Here is a 17,960-nt window from a genome sequence, read left to right as displayed (position 1 = left end):
TGTCGATTTGGAGCATCGTGGGCGCCAGAACGGGCAAGGTGACGCCATCCCTCCGAAAGCGGAATGTCTGGCGCACCTTGGCGCTTTCCATCGTTTTTTACTGTAAATTGACGACGTGTGCCGATCAATAGTACCAACCGCCCGATGCGTGCTACGACCGATGCCAGCAATCTATCTATATTGCCGCCAGTGGCATACTGCGGCGAAGTGTGGTACCATGACCTTGTGATACATTCACCAACAACACAGCGCCTGCCTCTCAGCCTGATCCTGATCGGGCTGATTACTGCCCTGATACTGTCATCGTGCACAGCGGCTTCCGCTGATTCCACCGACTCCGTCCCTGCGGCACCGGTGCGTGTCCAGGAAGCATACTTCTACAAACCGCCACGTGATGGAACAACGGCGCAGGACCTTGCTGCACGCGCTGATCTCATCATTCTCACCCGTACTGATGAGCCGTTCCGCGACGCAGTGCGTGACGCCGGTTATTCTGGCATCATCTTGCAGTATATGCTTGCCGCCGAAGTCAGCGGCCCCGTCGATGCGGTACGCGCCGATGCGCCCTGCAATGCGCAGCACCGTCCCTGGCGGAATCAGGCGGCGTTTCGTGTCGGCGAGTTCTGTGCGCTGATCCACCCCAATGACGATTGGTTCCTGCACAATGCCAGGGGGGAGCGTCTCTACACGAACTGGCCCGGTCATACCGGCTATTTTTACCATATGAACCCCGCCAGTCCGGGGTGGCGCGCTTTTCTGATTGCGCGTTTGCGGCAGGCGCTCAACGGTGATGCCCAGGAACCGGCGCTGGGGTACGATGGCGTCTTCCTGGACAATGTGGCGTTGAGTCTGTGGAAGTTGCGCGCACAGGTCAGCAACAGCGACGGCGTGGTGCGCGAGTTCGAGACCGATGACGCCTACCGCGCGGCGTGGATCGGGTTGTTACGCGACCTGTCGGACGCGCTACGCCCGACGTGGCCCGTGTGGGCAAACCTGATCGTCGACTCTTCCCCCAGCCAGGGTTGGAACGACTATCTCTCCCACCTGGATGGAGTGATGGTGGAAGCGTTCGCTACCGGGTGGCGGAACAACGTACCGCCGGATCAGTGGGAGCGAGGGTTGACGCAGGCGGAAGAGACGCTCCGGCAGGGCAAGGGATATCTGGCGGTCGTTCAGGCGCGCGATCAGGCGCTTCTCCCGTTCGCCCTGGCGTCTTACCTGCTGATCGCTGATGGGCGCCACGCCTTCTTTCGCTATGCTGAAAAGGGCGATTACGCGATCTACCCGCACTATCCGTTACTCGATATCGACCTGGGTGCGCCTGAAGGTCCGCGCTACCGGCAGAACGACGGCGCCTGGCGACGCGATTTCGCCCGCGGCTACGTGGTTGCATATCCAGACACGAAAACCGCCCGGATCGTTCTCAACGGCGAAACCCTCACAGAATAACTACACGCTCTCGACGGTCGCCGTGACACTCAGCGCCGCGAGCATGTCGCAGATTTCGTTCAGGTAGAGAGCATTCATCACCAGAACGACATCTGGTTGATAGTCGCGCAGAAGATCCGGCGCAACGATCTGTTGCCCGCTGCCAGCGACGAATTTGCCCTGCTTGCGCGGGTTCACATCGACAACCAGCGTTACCGCCTGAAGATCGCGGAAAATGTTCAGGAATGTGACGCCTTTTGAGCCGGCGCCCCACACCACTGTGCGCGCCTTACGTTGCACAAGGTCGCTCAATCGGGTGCGCCATTCGTGCACCTTTGCGCGATACCGCTCGCCAAACGTCTGCACATCGCGCGCCATCTGCTCGAAGTCCAGCCGGGTGCGCGCCGATGGCAACACTTCCCCAGATGCCGGTTGCGCCTCGATAGCCAGAAACTGACCGCCAAACTCCTCACGCACATCGAGAATGTGAAAACCGGACACTTCGAACAGATACGTCAGCGATGCCGGGCTGAAGTACGAACAGTGCTCATAGATGATGTCCCAGATCCCCAGATCGCGCAGTGTCCAGAGCACATTTGGAACCTCAACATATACCACCGGACTGCGATCAGGTCCGATCGCGCGCCGAATCTCTGCGAGAAACGCACGTGGATGGTCGATATGTTCAAGAACGTGGCGGCACACGATCAGATCTGCCGGTTCGTGGGCATACGCCTGGCTGAAAAAATCAACGACGAAACGCACATCTGGTTCCGCAGCGTCACGCTCCGGGTCAGGGACATAACTCTTATCGAAACCGATCCCGCGATTGCCGCCCGCACGACAGATCTGGCGCAGAAAATCGCCCTTGCCGCATCCGATCTCAAGAATATCCTTTCCGCGCAGATCATAACGTTCGATCAAGCGCTCCGCCAGATCGGTTGCATATTGCTGAAAGCGCCCTGAAAAGTGGAGTGAATTTTCGTACTGCTGCGAATAGTCCATATTGGATGGATCGAACGCATAGTTGGAGATATGACTGCATTGCGGGCAGTACCCCAGCATCAGGTCGCCGCGCGGCGCCTGCAATGCTGCCTCGCGCGACTCCCACAGCACGTTGCAGTAGATCGGCATCTGCGGCACGTCCATGAACATTGTGAGGCTGCGGGATCCACAGATTGGACACGACAGCGTCTCGTCTGCCGGTCGTTGCCAGAAGGAAGCAGGATCAGGATGTGTCACTGTTGACCTCATTCACACGGTATGGCGACGAAGAGCATGGTGTTTCGCCAGCAAGCGCGTCCTGCATCATCGCCACCAGCATACGCGCGTGCTGCGTCGGGTTGAAACGCTGGAGGGCGTCCTCGCGCGCCTGTGCAATCATTCGTTCGACCTCTGATGCATTCGCCGGATCGAACGCCCAGCGCAACGCCTCGACGTAACTGTCGGGTGAACCGGTGACGATCAATCCGTTCTCGCGGTGACGAACATAGTCACGAACACCAAAAGCATCATTGACAATTACCAGTTTCCCAAGCGCCATTGCGTTCAGATAGGTTTGCTGCCCGCTTGCGCGCTTTGTTCCCATGCGCAGCGGCACAACCACAACACTCGCACCACGCAGCAACTCTGAAAATACGTTCGTCGGCACCTGCCCGGCACGCACATTTGATGGAAGATTCGGGTATCCGTCAAGTTTGCGCGTTGCGCAAACAAACTGATATTCAGGCAGTGCGCGTGCTGCCTCAACCAGCGGTCCGTAATCACGAAATGAGTTGCCGCCAGCAAAGATGTATGTTCCTCGTTCGACCGGTTTTGCACGTTCTTCTTCCGTCAATAGACATCATCAAGATTTAGTGATATACTATTTTTGTACAATCTGAAAATGGAGAAAAACGATGTGTAAGTATCGATCCATTATCGAAAATCCGGAGAAATTACGCTCTATGACCGGACTGACCGTTGAAGAGTTCCACGCGCTGGTTCCGATCTTCCACGCCGCATTTGAAGCGTATATGAAACGTCGCACGATTGATGGCCGCGTCCGATATTGTCGTCGCTACGTCTCGTATGCAAACTCGCCGCTTCCGACAACAGAAGATAAATTGCTCTTTATTTTGACCTACTTAAAACAAAACCCAACGCAAGTGATGCACGGACACCTCTTTCAAATGAGCCAATCAAACGTAAGCAAATGGGTGCATCTTTTGCACGGAGCGCTGAACTATGCGCTTTCACAGCAAAATCTCCTGCCTGCGCGCACTGCCGACGACCTGGCGAGGCGATTGCAGGAAGAACCGTCGTGTGAAGAACCGTCGTGTGAAGAACCGTCGTGTGAAGAACCGTCGTGTGAAGAACCGTCGTGTGAAGAACCGTCGTGTGAAGAACCGTCGTGTGAAGAACCGTCGCATGCGACAAAAGCGCCCCCCTTTTTATCCATGACGGCGTAGAACGTCCCATTCGCCGTCCAAGCGACAAAGTCGACCGGGAGTTGTATTACAGCGGTAAGAAGAAACGACATACGCTTAAGAACGTTCTCATCATTGATGAGTTTGGCTCTATTCACTTTTTGAGTGACACCTACGAAGGAAGGGTCCACGATAAATGTATTGCGGATGAAGCGGGATACACCCTTCCAAACGCGAGCATTCTCTATCAAGACGCCGGATTTCAAGGATTTACCCTGCCTGGCGTCCAGATTATGCAGCCAAAGAAGAAGCCGCGCAATGGAACCCTCACGCCGCAGGAAAAGGAGGAAAACCGGCGTATCTCATCCGTTCGCGTTCGTATTGAACATGTTATCGGCGATATCAAGCGGTATCGAATCATTCACGACATTATCCGCTTCAGTTGTTCCGAATTTCGGGATATGGTCATGGAAACATGTTGCGGGCTGCATAACTTCCGAATTTGGCTGAAACGCAAAAAGCAGTCCAAAAATCAAAACGAATCTTGATGAAGTCTAATGTATACATGTATGGAACAAAGCGAACTTTGTTCGGATCGATGCCCCAGATCATCGGAAAGAGGCGTTGTTCATCGCTCGACAGCAGCGCGTAGCGACTGATTGCGCGATCAGCGAATCGCACGATCATGCGGTCGACAACGGCGCGCCAGCCAGAGTTGGGTTCCCATGCTTCGCCACAGAAGACGATGGTTGGACGCCAGCGACATGGAAGAAAACTCAGCAGGAACACTGCCAGCACTTCCGGTTTGAATCGCCCGCGACCGGTGAACAGCAGTAGACCTTTGTAGCGCGTCGCTGCCTGCAAAACCCCCCAGAGCAGAGCAAGTTCACCGCGCAGATTGTAGCCGGTCTCATATCTCCAGGGCGGCATCGCTATTTTGCTGAACATCGCAGCGAACTCCGGAATACCCAGAAGGTAATCCAGCGATGTGCCGCATCCGGTGCGGCGCGTGATGTGGGTCAGCACGGGAAGCCCTCCTCTCATCTTTTCCGCCTCACATAGCGGCACGGGGTTGGGCGACGTTGTTGACGTGACCCCCAGACCGGATCATGGTCGCGTGACCAATGGAAGCCAGATACGCTGCTGAAGTTCGCCTGTGTCCAGCGATGGTTGCACGGTGATGTCGCCAAAACTTGCGTCTACGTGGTGCGCCACCAGCAGCAATGATCCCTGACTCAGCGGTTGATCGCCCGCTGGCGCCGTTCCTGCCACCGTCCATCCGACCGGTTCCGTTCCGCCTGCGGGCCACACCTTCAACCAGTACCGGTGAGCGCCGCCAGTATCGGTCTGTACCCGCATTTTGAAGATGTACGTTTCGCCAATCGTCAACCGCATGGCGGTCAGATCGCGTGCAAATACCGTTGTTGCGCCGGTGTCGAGGTGCAGGTGAAATATGCGCTGCGATGAACTGCTGTCCGGAAAGCGATCCAGGCGGTACCACCCCAGCGCCCCCATTGGATAGTACACCCAGCGCGGCTGTGTTTCCGTAGCGGGTGGCGCGTCCCAGTGCCCCTGCCAGCGCAACAGCAGCCCGACTCCCGGTCCGCCGCTGTTCGGTCGCTGTCCGCGGTACATATCGATCTCATGAATGGTGACCGGCACAGTCACTTCGTAGTTCTGCCACGTGACATCCCCGATTGCCAGCAACCGGTCGTAGCCGGTCCACACCGGGCGCACGCTGTCCGCTTCTAACGCCCACAACCCATCGACCGGCTGAGCTGCGTCGCTGACCTGCTCTGTGGTTTGCCAGTCAACGGCATAGGGAAGCGGCCAGGTCGCTCCTGCCACATAATTCAGCGTTACTGTCCGGGTACTGGTGTTTCCAAGCCGATCGACCGCCGTGATCTCCAGGGTATTCGCGCCCGGCGTCAGTTCGTTCCGGTCGATCTCGATATTGAACTCCCCCGCAGTATACACTCTGCGCCAGTTCCGCTGCGATTCAGGATAGGACCCTGGTCCTGGCATCAATGACCGATCAGCGCCCCCGTTCAGGCGATAGCGCAGGGGCCAGGCCGGTGTGTTGAAATTGCTGAATGTGGTGTCGAACCCATCACTGTCGCTCACCATTCCCATCACATTGATCCAGCGCTGCGGCGCGCCGCGCGCTCCGAAGGTCTGAGTATCGCCGCCCCATACGTCGATCACCGGGTTGCTCCCCACCGCCGTCGGCAGGACGCGGAACACGCCGGTTGCGCGCCGTTGATTCCCGGCGACATCGGTGACGGTGAGGGTATAATGGTAGGTCGTCGCCGGTTGCAAGCCGGGTATGGTGAAACTGTGCGACTGACTCAACGGACTGCTCAGCGTCCCGCCCGACGCGGTACGCGAGGCGTAGGTCAACTGCGCCGTCGTCGGTTCGTCGGTAAAACCCCGCACGGCAAATGTGGTTCCACTGACAGTATGCGGCGGCATGGCGAGCAACGGCGGGGTGACATCGGTGAACGACAGCGGATCATCAGCGAGCGGGGCGCTTGCAACGTGGAAATAATCGATTGCGGCAGTGAACGGCTGCGCGTAGCGGTTGGTTGGATCCGCATTCCCCGCGAACACGCCCACGCTGGTCACTGTCAGCGCAATGGCTTCGGTGTGGAATGTCGTCCAGTTCGTCCCGTCGAACGAGTAGTGAAACTGCCAGTTCGCGCCGCTACGCGTTATGCGCAACCAGGTCGGATGACCGGGGTTGGTCAGCGAGCTGGATTTGAGCTGCGTTCCGCTCCCGCTGGTGATCCGTCCGACGAACAGCTGCACCTGCTCGACCCCTGCGCTGGTGCGGTTGCTCGAAATATCGAAGCGCACGTAGTTGTTGTCGTCCGCCTGCGCAATCAACCCCTGCATCGCAATACGCCCGCTGACCCGCGAGTTAAACTTTGCGATGACATCGAAGTCGACGTCTGCTGTCGTTTGCAGCAAGCGCACCGCCGTGTTGCCAGCATTCCATGGATCATGCGGCGGACCATCGGGAACGATGAGCCGAATATCGGTTCCGGTGAACGCATAACTGGCGTCGTTGCGCGGGTTGACGAACGTCCAGGCGCCGAGACCGCCGGTGCGGTTGAAGTCGTCGGACACGAGCGAACCCGATGCCGGTGTTATCACCGATGCGGGCGCGCCGATAGACGGTGTTGGCGTGGCAGTTGCTGCCGCTGTCGTGAAGACCTGCGGCGCGGAGAAGGCATTCGTTCCGTCGGCGCGGTAGGCGGTGATCCAGAACCGGTAGGTTGTGGCAGGCGCCAGGTCGAGCAGCACGGCGGTATGGGCGAACCCATCGCCGCTGGAAGGCGCCGTTTCTGTCCAGGCGCCATCGGCAGGACCGTAGAAAACAGCGCCGCCGGCAAAGTGGTTGGTTGTCCAGCGGACGGTGGCGCTGCCATTGCTCAGCGTGACCTGGATGTTCTCGATACGCAACGATGGATCGGCGGAAGCTGCCAGCGCTCCTGGCAGAAGCACAAGGATGATTGCAAGCAGATAACGGATCGGCATAGTAGTGCACCTCATGCGCTGACGCGGACGTCAGCGTAGTTCCACGTCCGATACTCCGACAACCGGCAGCATTATGGAGATTGAGAAATAAATCCGGTATACCGCGCTAGCCGTGGGGCTGAAGCCCTCGGCCAGGCGAGGCGAAGCCCGCCTGCGCGGGCTATACCGGATTATTTTTTCAAAGACCATTACGCACCGGTAACCGCGCTGGCGAACATCTCCACCGTCACCACGTCCGCTGACACGCCCAGACGCGCCAGATCGCGCTGGATTTCGTCGCGGTAGATCGGATTCATCACAACAACCACATCTGGTCGATACTCGCGCAAAAATGTCGGACTGACGATCTGCTGCCCGGTTCCTGCCATGAACATGCCATGCTTGTGCGGATTGATGTCCACGGTATACGTGATCTCACGCTCGATGCCAAGCGTGGTGAGGAACGCGACCCCTTTCGATCCCGATCCCCACAGCACCACCCGTCGCCCGGCAGCGTACTGATCGTTGAGGTACGACCGCCAGCGGTGCAGCACCTGCGGCGCTTCACGACGCAGCGTTGCAACCCCCGCAGCTGTGCGATCCAGGTCATCCTCCAGACCGGGGAAGGTGCGCCCAGCGCCACTGCCCGGTTGTGCCTCGATCATCAGATACTGGTCGCCGTAGTCGCGCCACAGGTCGATCACATCAAACCCGCACTGCCGGAAGAGACGCGCAAGCGAACCAGGGGTAAAGTAGGAACAATGCTCATAGTAAATATCCCAGAACCCGATCTCCTCCAGCACGCGGGTTGTGTCTGGAATCTGGAAGAAAACCGTTGTGTGGGGCTGATCGGCAAGCGTGCGTCGAACCATCCCCACAAACGCAGCCGTCTGATGGATGTGCTCCAGGGTCATCTTGCAGACGACGAAATCTGCACGCAGATGGGCGTATTTTTCGGAATAGAAATCGGTGATGAACGTCACACGCTCGCTGGGGCGCGCCAGGCTGCGCTGCGCAACATACGCCGGGTCGATGCCGATGCCACGATTTTCGCCCAGGTCGCACAGCAGAGTGATGAACTCACCTTTGCCACACCCGATTTCAATGATGTCCTTCCCGTGCAGGTCGTAGCGTTCGATCACATGCTCTGCCAGCCGGCGCGCAAACGCATTGAACGTCGGCGAATACCCCTGCGTTTCTTCGTAGCGTTCGGAATACTCGTGGAGCGACGGATCGAAGGCTGTATTGCTGATGAACCCGCACGCCTGGCAAAAGCCGAGGCGAATATCGCCGCGCGGATAGGCGATGGCTTCCTCGCGGGTGGGGAGCAGCAGTACGCTGTGCACCGGCACACGCTCCAGTTCGTAGAAGATCTCCATTCCGACAGCGCCGCAACTCGGACAGGGTATGGCAGACATGGCGTTCCTCTTTCACACAAGCAGCATGCTACACAATGATCGGATTGGGAATAGGAATGATGAACTTACCGCCGCGCTGCCGATACTCCGCCTGCTGGCGCAGGATCTCGTCGGCAAAGTTCCACGCCAGCAGCAGAACATAATCCGGTTGCTGCTCAAGCAGCGCCGTCGGAGGGACAATCGGCAGATGGCTGCCGCTCATGAACTTGCCCTGCTTGTACGGGTTCAGGTCGGCGACAAAATCGACCAGTCGGGTGTCGATCTGGCAGTATGCCAGCAATGTGGTAGCTTTGGCGGCGGCGCCATATGCAGCGATCCGTTTGCCCTGCCGCTTCAGCTCGTGCAGCAGCGCCATCAGTTCGTCACGAATAGTGCGCACCCGATCGGCGAACGAACGATAGAAATCAACCCGATCCACGCCGCGCTCGCGCTCCATCGCCAGCAACTCCCGCACCCGCTCACCAACATCCTCGCGCCGCGCAACGAACAGGCGCAGCGATCCGCCGTGGATCGGCGTGCGCTCCACGTCGTTGAGGTACAGACCATTGGCGCGGAACAACCGGTCGAGCGCCGTCACCGAGAAGTAACAGAGATGCTGGTGATAGATGGTATCGAACTCGCAGTGATCGACCAGATCGACCACATACGGACACTCGATCACCGCAATACCGTCATCCTTGAGCATAATGCGGATGCCGCTCACGAAACCATTGAGATCGGGCACATGCGCCAGGACATTGTTTGCCAGAAAGACATCGGCAGCCTTGCCCTCGTTGCGCAATTGCAGCGCCAGTTCTCTGGTGAAGAACGTATTGAGGGTGGGAATGCCGATCTTCTGTGCTGCTTCCGCCGGAGCGCGCGCCGGATCGATGCCGAGCACCGGAATGTTGCGTTCGACGAAGTTCCGCAGCATATAGCCGTCATTGCTGGCAGCCTCAACCACCAGGCTCTCCGGTCCCAGCGGACGCGACGCCATGATCGCCTGGGCGCTGCGGGCAAAATGGTTCAGCAATGATTTCGAGACCGACGAAAAGTAGGGGTATTCGGCATAGAACAGCACTTCGGGATCAACAGTTTCCTGGATCTGGAGCAGCGCCGAATCCGGACAAAACACCAGCGTCAGCGGCGCGAATGGCTCCTTGCCGCCGAGTTGATCCGCCGTGAGCAACCGATCCGCCAGCGGCGTGACGCCGAACGACAGGATCGGCAGCAGATTGGGCGAACCGCTGGCGCGGCAGCGTTGTTCAACACGGTACAGCATGGCAACATTCCTCATCTATCACTACGCCGCTACGCCGATCCAACCGCCAGCGCCTGCTCAGACCGGCGCAACGACGAGTCGAGTCGTCCAGACGCGATCAATTTGCGAATATGGTCGATACGCTTGTACCGCGGACCCTCAAAATCTTCGAGTTTCAACCCGATCGTGCGGTAGGCGTCGTAGAGTTCCTGCGCGCCCTTTCGCGCATCCCAGGCGGGCTGAAAATTCGGCAGCACGCGCTGAATCTTCGAGCAATCGACGCGGTAATTCCGCTTATCGGGTTGTGCGCCCTCGGCGAACTGAATCCGGCATCCGGGCACCGTCTCATACACAATCTGCGCCAGATCGCGGATGCGATAATTATCCTCATTGCGCCCGACGTTGAACGCCTCGTTGTGGATCAACTCGCGCGGTGCTTCGAGCACGGCGATAAACGCACGCGCAATGTCGGCGATATGCACAATGGGTCGCCAGGGCGTGCCATCGCTCTTCAGGTAGACCAGACCCGTCGTGTATGCCCAGGCGACAAGGTTATTCAGCACCAGGTCGAAGCGCAGGCGCGGCGATACGCCATAGGCAGTAGCATTGCGCAAATATGTCGGGCTGAAGTCGGCATCGGCGAGTTTCGCCAGGTCTTGCTCAACCAGAACCTTCGAGCGCCCGTAGGGGGTCACCGGATTGAACGACGAGGTTTCGTCCAGCATATCATCACCGGCAGCCCCATAGGTGCTGCACGACGACGAGAAAATGAAGCGCTTGATACCCGCCTGCCTTGCCAGCATCGCCAGGCGTACCGACGCCAGATAGTTGATCTCGTAGGTCAACTGCGGATCGAGGTCGCCGAGCGGATCATTTGACAGACCGGCAAGGTGCATCACGGCATCGACGCCGTGCAGATCGGACGCTTCGACATCACGGATATCTTTCCGAATCTCCGGAACCTCGACCGGCGGCTCGCCAAATGTGCAATCCTCGAACAGATCGCTATCCAACCCGATCACCTCATAGCCGCGTTCGAGCAGCATCGGTGTGAGCACCGTTCCGATATACCCTTTGTGTCCTGTGACTAACACGCGCATGGTTGCATCCTTTCAGCACATTCCCATCGGATACGGCGACGCTACTCCCAGATCTTCCAGGGTGCTTTGCCGGTTTGCCAGAGACTTTCGAGCAACTTTTTATCGCGCAGCGTATCCATACACTGCCAGAAGGAGGTGTGTTTGTATGCCATCAGTTGCCCTTCGCGCGCCAGGCGCTGCAACGGCTCACGCTCCCAGGCGGTATCGTCGCCGTCGATATAGTCGAACACTGCCGGTTCGAGCACAAAGAAAGCGCCGTTGATCCATCCCTCGCCGGTCTGCGGTTTTTCGTTGAACTCGGTGATCCGATCCCCGTCCAGTTCCAGGTGCCCAAAGCGCGCCGGTGGACGCACGGCGGTCAGCGTTGCCAGTTTGCCGTGTGAGCGGTGGAATGCGAGCAGGGCATGCAGATTGACATCCGAAACACCATCGCCCCAGGTCAGCATAAAGGTCTCATTGCCGAGGTACGGCGCTAGGCGCTTGATCCGCCCGCCGGTATTCGTCGGAATGCCGGTATCGATCAATTCCACATTCCAGTCCGGACGATAGCCGCCATTCATCTCAACGACACCGGAGCGCAGGTTGACCTTCAGATTGCTGTTGAGCGAGCAGTAATCAACCATGTACTTCTTGATGACTTCCCCTTTGTAACCGAGGGCGATGACGAAGTCCTTGAAGCCATAACAGGAGTAGTGCATCATGATGTGCCACAGGATCGGGCGACCGCCGATCTCGACCATTGGCTTCGGTTTAACTTCGGTCTCCTCCGAGAGGCGCGATCCGACCCCACCTGCGAGAATAGCGACTTTCATAGCGAGTTCCTCCGTGCAATCGTTGTAAGATTCGTTCTGCGTATGCGACGTAGCGCGCGTCCCCCCAGTTGACGTCCGGCATGCACGACATCATTCCCCATCCGCGCCCAATTGTGATCGGAGACGATCCAGTGCAGCAATGCGACATAGCAGCGTCGCGTCTCTTCCGGTGGGAGGGGTGTTGCGCGAATAGCTTTGATGTACTCGTAGAGCGTGCGAAAATGCGGCATCACGATTTTGCCTTCGTTCGCCGGATCGAACCAGGCGGCGCGGGCGCGCAGTTTCGCCGCGCGCACCGACTGCGCCGGGTGACGGCGTGAAATGAACAGATGCTCAGGCGCTTCATAGAAGGGTCCGAGCAACCCCAGCCGCGCCAGCAGTATTCGATCCGATGGCACATACGCGCCTATCAGCGGCGTGCGTCGCAGCACATCGGCGCGTATGACGCCGAACACCTGAAAGCAGGGATGCCCGATACAGATCAGGTCGTGAAAGCGAACGCTCGCCAGTGGCGATTCAGTGCGCAGACGTTCATCGTAGGTGTACAGCGTATGACCTGCCGGGTCGATGACACGGGTGCGACTGAAGGCGAGCACAACCTGCGGATCATGGTCGAGCGCCGCCACGCACCGTTCAAGAAACGTCGGTGCGATCAGATCATCGTGGGCATGCCATTTGAAATACACGCCGCGCGCCAGACTGAAGGCATGGTTGAAATTCCACGCTGCACCGCGATTGATCTCGTGGCGCACATACCGGACGCGGGGATCGTGCGTCGTGTACGCACGGCAGATCTCTGGCGTGGCATCAGTTGAGGCATTATCTGAAATAATCACCTCAAAATCGCCAAATGTCTGCGCCAGGATGGAATCAATTGCCTGACTCACATAGTTCTGCCCGTTGTAGACGGGGAGCGCAATACTGACACGCGGTACATTGTTGCTCATGCCTTTATGCACCCTTATGACCTTCCCGCCGATTTTCCGCCTTATGTCGCCCAGGTTGCTTTATGTATCACCAGACGGGTCGCAACCGCGAGGTCGTTCAACATCTCCCGGCGCGTTCGCCGCAACCACCACTGCATATGGGCATAACAGAGCAGACGATCGTGCCATGCCAGCGGCACACGCCCGATCACGCGCAGGAGTTCGATCGTCCACCGCCAGTGAGTCAGCTCGATCTTGCCGCGATTACGCGGATCGAACCAGACCTGACGCTTCTGATAGTCACGATTTGCCTGCACTGAGGCTTCCTCGTGATCGCGTCGCAGGAAAAGATATTCCGGCACTTCGTAGAATTCGCCCCGCAGGATCAACTCAGCCAGCAGGATCATGTCCGACGACGAATAAGCGCCGATCAGCACCGTCTGGCGCAATACGTCGGTGCGAATGAGCCCAAAGATTGCATTGATCCAGTTACGCGCCACCCGCAAATAGGCATAATACCGGGAGAACACCGAAGCCTGGCGAAAGTGCAGGCTGTCTTCATCGTAGCCAATCACGCGATCGTGTTCATCGATAAACACGGTTTTCGAGTGACAGAGTACAACGCCAGGATGAGCATCGAGCGCGGCGACGCACTGTTCGAGATAGGTTGGCGCGAGCAGATCATCGTGGGCATGCCACCTGAAGTACATACCGCGCGCCAGATGAAACACGCGGTTGTAGTTTGGCGCAGCGCCCAGATTGCGCTCGTTCCGCACATACCGGATACGGGGATCACGCGCCATATACGCGCGGCAGATCTCCGGCGTGGCGTCGGTTGAGGCGTTATCCGAAATAATCACCTCAAAATCGCCAAATGTCTGCGCCAGGATCGACTCCAGCGCTGAGGCAAGGTACCGCTCACCGTTGTATACCGGCAAACCGATGCTCACTCGCGGAGTTGGGGCTTTCTCAGTTCGATTGACGACCATACGATGTGTTACTGCCGTTTGTGAGGATTTCATACGCTGGAATAGCTGCGATCTCTACTATAAACGGTCGAGAGAACGATTTCAATTACAATCTGTTTATTAGTCCGGGAATAACTGAATAGTATTGTTTAACATTCCTTCATTCTTCAAACAAAGTACGTTCAACAATTTCGCACACAACATGCGCGACAGTGATATGCACTTCTTGAATGCGCGCTGTATTGTGCGATGGAACGCACAGACAGAGATCGACGTGGTCAACCAGCGTTCCGCCCGATGCGCCGGTGAATCCGACGGTTGCCATGCCGCCGTTGCGCGCGGCGCGCATGGCGGCAATGACGCTTGCCGAGATGCCGCTGGTGCTGATCCCGATGACCATATCGCCGGGGCGTCCCAGCGCCTCCACCTGGCGGGCAAAGACGCGCTCGTAGCCGTAATCATTGCTGATAGCTGTCAGAATTGAGGTGTCGGTCGTCAAAGCGATTGCTGGCAATCCGTGTCGTTCACGGCGAAAGCGGCTGACGAACTCGGCGGCGATGTGTTGCGCATCCGCTGCGCTGCCGCCGTTGCCGCACAGCAACAGTTTGCCGCCACGCCGGAATGTCTCGACAACCCGTTCCGCAATCGCAACAATCATCGGCGCCTGCGTCTCGATGGTGCGGCGCTTGACGTCGATGCTCGCTTCAATCTCATCGATCACCCAGCGGGTGAAAGAGTCGGATGGTGAGTTCATACACAGTTCCTGAGTTGCATGTTACACGGTCCCATCACGTGCCATCAGCGAGCGACCGTGCGTCAGCGCCGCTTCGTACAATCCGATGTACGTCTGCGCCACTGCATCCATGGCATAGCGCTCGACAATGCGCTGCCGCGCACGCTCGCCCCACACTGGCATGCTGAGTGCTTCCGGCAGTGCCCGCACGAGCGCATCAACATCCTCCGGCGCAATCAGTCGCCCGTTCTGTTCATCATCGATCAGTTCCGCCGATCCGCCAACCCGCGTTGCAATACAGGGGAGACCACATGCCATCGCCTCGAGGAGGGCAACCGGCATGCCTTCGGTGCGCGAGGGAAGTACAAAAGCGTCAGCTGCCCGCAAATACGGTGCGGTATCGGTTGTGCTGCCGGTGAAGATCACCGACCGATCAAGCCCCAGGCTGTGCGCCTGCTGCACCAGGCGCTCACGCAGTTCACCATCGCCGACCAGTACCAGACGGGCATCGGCAAGCACGGCATCACGTTGCGCCCAGGCATTGAGCAGAATATCGAGCCCTTTGGCGACGGTAAAACGTCCAGCGAACATGATCAGCGGCGTGTCGGGCAGATGGAGGTTTCGTCGCAGTGCTTGCCGTTCTGCAGGAGTCGCCGGCGCAAACCGTTCGACATCGACGCCATTCGGAATATCCCAGATACGCGCCTCCGGCACGCCCATCGTGCGCAGTTCGTGGTGGATATCGCGCGCAATTGCAACAAATGCATCACCCCAAAGCAGCGCAGCCGCAACGCGCAGTTTGCCGGTCAGCGGACGGAGCCTGGTAATCTTTGCCACATCACCGCGCGGACCGCGCCCATGCGGATTGATGACCAGGCGCTTTCCCGGCAGCGCACGCCCCATCAGCGCCAGCGTCATGGGCGAAATCATCTGGTGGCAGTGTAGAATCTGGTATCGCCGCCGTTCACGCAACAGAACTGCCAGACCCGCGATCAGATAGCTCCATCCGGCAATCGCGCGCCCTCCTGAAACGCCAACACGATACGTCGGTATGCCTTCGACTTCTTCGTATGATGCGGCGCCAGGATACGGACGGGTAACGACTATCACATCGACGCCGCGCGCCCGCAAGGCGCGACTGAGCGCCAGCGTATGCGTCTGTGCACCGCCGACCGAAGGATAGAAATCGTGCATGACCATCGCCACGCCAATTGTCATAGCGCCAGCCTCCAATCATACCGACGACCGCTGATCTCCGACAGCGACGATCTCTGCCCGTCGTTCAGGCGCGACGAGCGAAAGATACAACTGCTCGTGCCCGCGCACATACTGCTCGATACCGAATTCCTGACGAACCTTTGCCCGACCACGCCGACCAAACAGGCGCTGCTGATCTGGATCGCCAAGCATCTCGATCAGCGCATCAGCCAGGGCAGACACGTTTCCCGGCGGCACGAGCGTCCCTTCCACGCCGGGAGTCACCAGGTCGCGGCACCCGCCGACATCGGTCAGAACGACCGGACGCGCCGCCGCCATAGCTTCGACTGCCGTGACCGGCAACCCTTCCCACAGGGACGACAGCGTGAACACGTGCGTTTCCGACAGAACGACCGGAATATCGTGCCGCAGTCCTTCAAAAGCCACGGCATGAGCAATATCGATCAAGAACGCTTGCTGGCGGAGCGCCGCCTCCAGGCGTCCATCGCCGACGATGCGGAGACGAGCGTCCGGGCGCTTGTGAAGAACCAGGCGAAATGCTTCCAGCAGGATGTGGTGCGCCTTTTGTGCACTTAACCGCCCGATCGTCGTCACTGTTGGTGGAAGACCGTCTGCGACTCCCTCAGCAATCGCCAGATATGGCTCCATCGGCACAGCATTATTGATCGCAACGATCCGTGACCGGGGAATCTTCCACTGACGTTCATATGCGCTGCCGATGCCTGGCGCAACCATAACCAGGCGTGTTGTCAGCGTTCGCGCCGTCAGGCGTTGCAACAGGCGGCGGTGAAACTTCTGCTGATTATAGTCGTGGGGAATATTGTGCATCGTCGATACGACCGGAACGCCGGTCAGCGCGCCAGCAACACGCCCAACCACATCGGCGCCGGTGAGGTGGGTATGCACCACATCAAAGTTGCCCTCACGTATGATGCGCACCAGCGCCGCAACCACCCGTGGCTCATAGAAGCGACGCGCGTTCAGCATCGTGAGCGGAATATGCGCCGACTCGAACTCCTGCCGTAACGGTCCGTCGTGCAGCCCGACCAGGTGACTGTCGAACCGGTGCGGATCGAGACCCTTCAGCAAGCCCGGCAGCAACCGTTGCGCTCCACCCAGCCAGAGTGTTTCGATAACATGCAGGATACGCAGACGCTTCATCAGATCTGTCTCCGTTCCGGATTTACAGGTTGTGCACCCCGCAACCGCAATCGGGCGAGCGGCGTTCGATTTACCAGTGCGGTATACCATTTCTTGCCAAGCAATCCACGGAGCGCCACGCGCACCTGTTCCTGGGGATTCTCAAACGGATAGATGAGGACGCGTAACGCGTGATAGACTTGTGTCGTGCGCGGCATATCAAAATCTACCGCATAAGTAGCGCGCATCACCTCAACAGCAGTCCAGGCGCGCAAGAGCAGCAGTGGACGCCACCAGACCGGTTGAAAGGCGCTGATCGCACGAAATGCGATCGCCTGTTGTCCCGACAAACGACGCCACATGTTCTCATGGGCCAACCCGCCGCTGTGCCAGCGGTACACACTGAGCGGTTGATGCACGAATCCGAGCGAACCACGCGCCGCAATCCGCACCCACAGATCCCATTCCTCTGCCCAACGCATCGTTGTGTCAAAGCCCCCCGCTGCAATCAGCGCATCCCGGCGCGCTATCACCTGTGATGGATTACCGACGATATTGCGCACCATCACCTCGCGACGCGCATCGAGGTTATAATGAGGACCGAAGCGTTCTAGATAGCGACGTTCCTTTTCGATCTTCCACACCCAGCGATCACAGCTGACCAGGGCGACATCGGGGTGTGTGGCGACATATGCCAGTTGCATCTCCGTCTTTGGCGGCAACCAGAGATCATCGGCATCGAGGAATGCAACCAGATCGCCGCTCGTTTCCCGAATGCCGCGATTACGCGCCGATCCAGGTCCTCCGTTTTGCTGATAGACGTAGCGCACTCCATGTGAGGCGTAGCGTGCTACGACTCGGGCAGTATCATCGGTCGATCCATCATCGATGACCACAATCTCGTCTGGAAGCCGTGTCTGCGCCAGAACGCTCTCGATAGCCTCCCCGACGAAATGTGCCGCATTGTACGTTGTGATAACTGCGCTCACGCGCAGTCGGTCAGTTTCTGATGACATAGCGGTTGAATCTCAAAATGAACGCCTCTGCCAT

General features: G+C 58.4%; 16 protein-coding genes. 2 read left to right on the top strand and 14 right to left on the bottom strand.

Annotated elements, in window-relative coordinates; all coding sequences use genetic code 11:
* Positions 1–117: 117 nt before the first annotated feature.
* Complete coding sequence (locus tag ROSERS_RS12370) at positions 118–1,449, top strand: putative glycoside hydrolase (RefSeq protein ID WP_232282595.1); 1,332 nt, start codon at positions 118–120, stop codon at positions 1,447–1,449.
* On the opposite strand, the gene ROSERS_RS12365 is transcribed toward ROSERS_RS12370, so the two are convergent.
* A complete protein-coding gene (locus ROSERS_RS12365) occupies positions 1,450–2,670 on the bottom strand; it encodes a class I SAM-dependent methyltransferase (RefSeq protein ID WP_011957112.1) in 1,221 nt (406 codons plus the stop codon).
* Positions 2,657–3,265: a glycosyltransferase gene (locus ROSERS_RS12360; RefSeq protein ID WP_049767513.1), complete on the bottom strand. Its 609-nt coding sequence runs from the start codon at positions 3,263–3,265 to the stop codon at positions 2,657–2,659. The genes ROSERS_RS12365 and ROSERS_RS12360 overlap by 14 nt, the downstream gene beginning before the upstream one ends.
* A gap of 61 nt (positions 3,266–3,326) precedes the next feature.
* Between ROSERS_RS12360 and ROSERS_RS25030 the strand changes: the two genes are divergently transcribed.
* Positions 3,327–4,384 (top strand): IS5-like element ISRfsp3 family transposase gene (locus ROSERS_RS25030; protein ID WP_085979421.1). Its coding sequence is split into 2 segments (ribosomal slippage): positions 3,327–3,858 and positions 3,858–4,384, totalling 1,059 coding nucleotides; the frame shifts between segments, so codons are not numbered across the junction.
* Here the strand turns inward: ROSERS_RS25030 and ROSERS_RS12345 are convergent.
* From ROSERS_RS12345 to ROSERS_RS24190, 12 genes are all read right to left on the bottom strand, one after another.
* Positions 4,302–4,862 (bottom strand): hypothetical protein, encoded by a 561-nt coding sequence (locus tag ROSERS_RS12345; protein WP_041333594.1) that lies wholly within the window; start codon positions 4,860–4,862, stop codon positions 4,302–4,304. The two genes, ROSERS_RS25030 and ROSERS_RS12345, sit on opposite strands and share 83 nt — an antisense overlap.
* Before the next feature lie 81 nt (positions 4,863–4,943).
* A complete protein-coding gene (locus ROSERS_RS12340) occupies positions 4,944–7,376 on the bottom strand; it encodes a DUF1349 domain-containing protein (RefSeq protein ID WP_011957111.1) in 2,433 nt (810 codons plus the stop codon).
* A 188-nt stretch (positions 7,377–7,564) separates the two neighbouring features.
* Positions 7,565–8,773: a class I SAM-dependent methyltransferase gene (locus ROSERS_RS12335; RefSeq protein ID WP_011957110.1), complete on the bottom strand. Its 1,209-nt coding sequence runs from the start codon at positions 8,771–8,773 to the stop codon at positions 7,565–7,567.
* 28 nt (positions 8,774–8,801) lie between these two features.
* Entirely contained in the window at positions 8,802–10,034 is a 1,233-nt protein-coding gene (locus tag ROSERS_RS12330; RefSeq protein ID WP_011957109.1) for a class I SAM-dependent methyltransferase, read from the bottom strand.
* A 29-nt stretch (positions 10,035–10,063) separates the two neighbouring features.
* Positions 10,064–11,113, bottom strand: coding sequence for an NAD-dependent epimerase/dehydratase family protein (locus ROSERS_RS12325; RefSeq protein WP_011957108.1), 1,050 nt, complete (start codon positions 11,111–11,113; stop codon positions 10,064–10,066).
* Positions 11,114–11,154: 41 nt separating this feature from the next.
* A complete protein-coding gene (rfbF, locus tag ROSERS_RS12320; RefSeq protein WP_011957107.1) occupies positions 11,155–11,925 on the bottom strand; it encodes a glucose-1-phosphate cytidylyltransferase in 771 nt (256 codons plus the stop codon).
* Positions 11,922–12,872, bottom strand: a complete 951-nt coding sequence (locus ROSERS_RS12315) for a glycosyltransferase family 2 protein (RefSeq protein ID WP_011957106.1) — start codon at positions 12,870–12,872, stop codon at positions 11,922–11,924. The genes rfbF and ROSERS_RS12315 overlap by 4 nt, the downstream gene beginning before the upstream one ends.
* A gap of 41 nt (positions 12,873–12,913) precedes the next feature.
* The gene (locus tag ROSERS_RS12310; RefSeq protein WP_232282594.1) at positions 12,914–13,789 is read right to left on the bottom strand and encodes a glycosyltransferase family A protein; all 876 of its coding nucleotides are present in this window, start codon (positions 13,787–13,789) and stop codon (positions 12,914–12,916) included.
* A gap of 190 nt (positions 13,790–13,979) precedes the next feature.
* The gene (gmhA, locus tag ROSERS_RS12305; protein WP_011957104.1) at positions 13,980–14,573 is read right to left on the bottom strand and encodes a D-sedoheptulose 7-phosphate isomerase; all 594 of its coding nucleotides are present in this window, start codon (positions 14,571–14,573) and stop codon (positions 13,980–13,982) included.
* A gap of 21 nt (positions 14,574–14,594) precedes the next feature.
* Positions 14,595–15,770, bottom strand: coding sequence for a glycosyltransferase family 4 protein (locus ROSERS_RS12300; protein ID WP_011957103.1), 1,176 nt, complete (start codon positions 15,768–15,770; stop codon positions 14,595–14,597).
* Positions 15,771–15,785: 15 nt separating this feature from the next.
* Positions 15,786–16,931, bottom strand: a complete 1,146-nt coding sequence (locus tag ROSERS_RS12295; RefSeq protein WP_011957102.1) for a glycosyltransferase — start codon at positions 16,929–16,931, stop codon at positions 15,786–15,788.
* Positions 16,931–17,926: a glycosyltransferase family A protein gene (locus tag ROSERS_RS24190; protein ID WP_011957101.1), complete on the bottom strand. Its 996-nt coding sequence runs from the start codon at positions 17,924–17,926 to the stop codon at positions 16,931–16,933. The genes ROSERS_RS12295 and ROSERS_RS24190 overlap by 1 nt, the downstream gene beginning before the upstream one ends.
* Positions 17,927–17,960 lie beyond the last annotated feature (34 nt).

This window comes from Roseiflexus sp. RS-1, from assembly GCF_000016665.1.
Classification (GTDB): Bacteria; Chloroflexota; Chloroflexia; order Chloroflexales; family Roseiflexaceae; genus Roseiflexus.
This window is presented reverse-complemented; position numbering and strand designations above follow the sequence as displayed.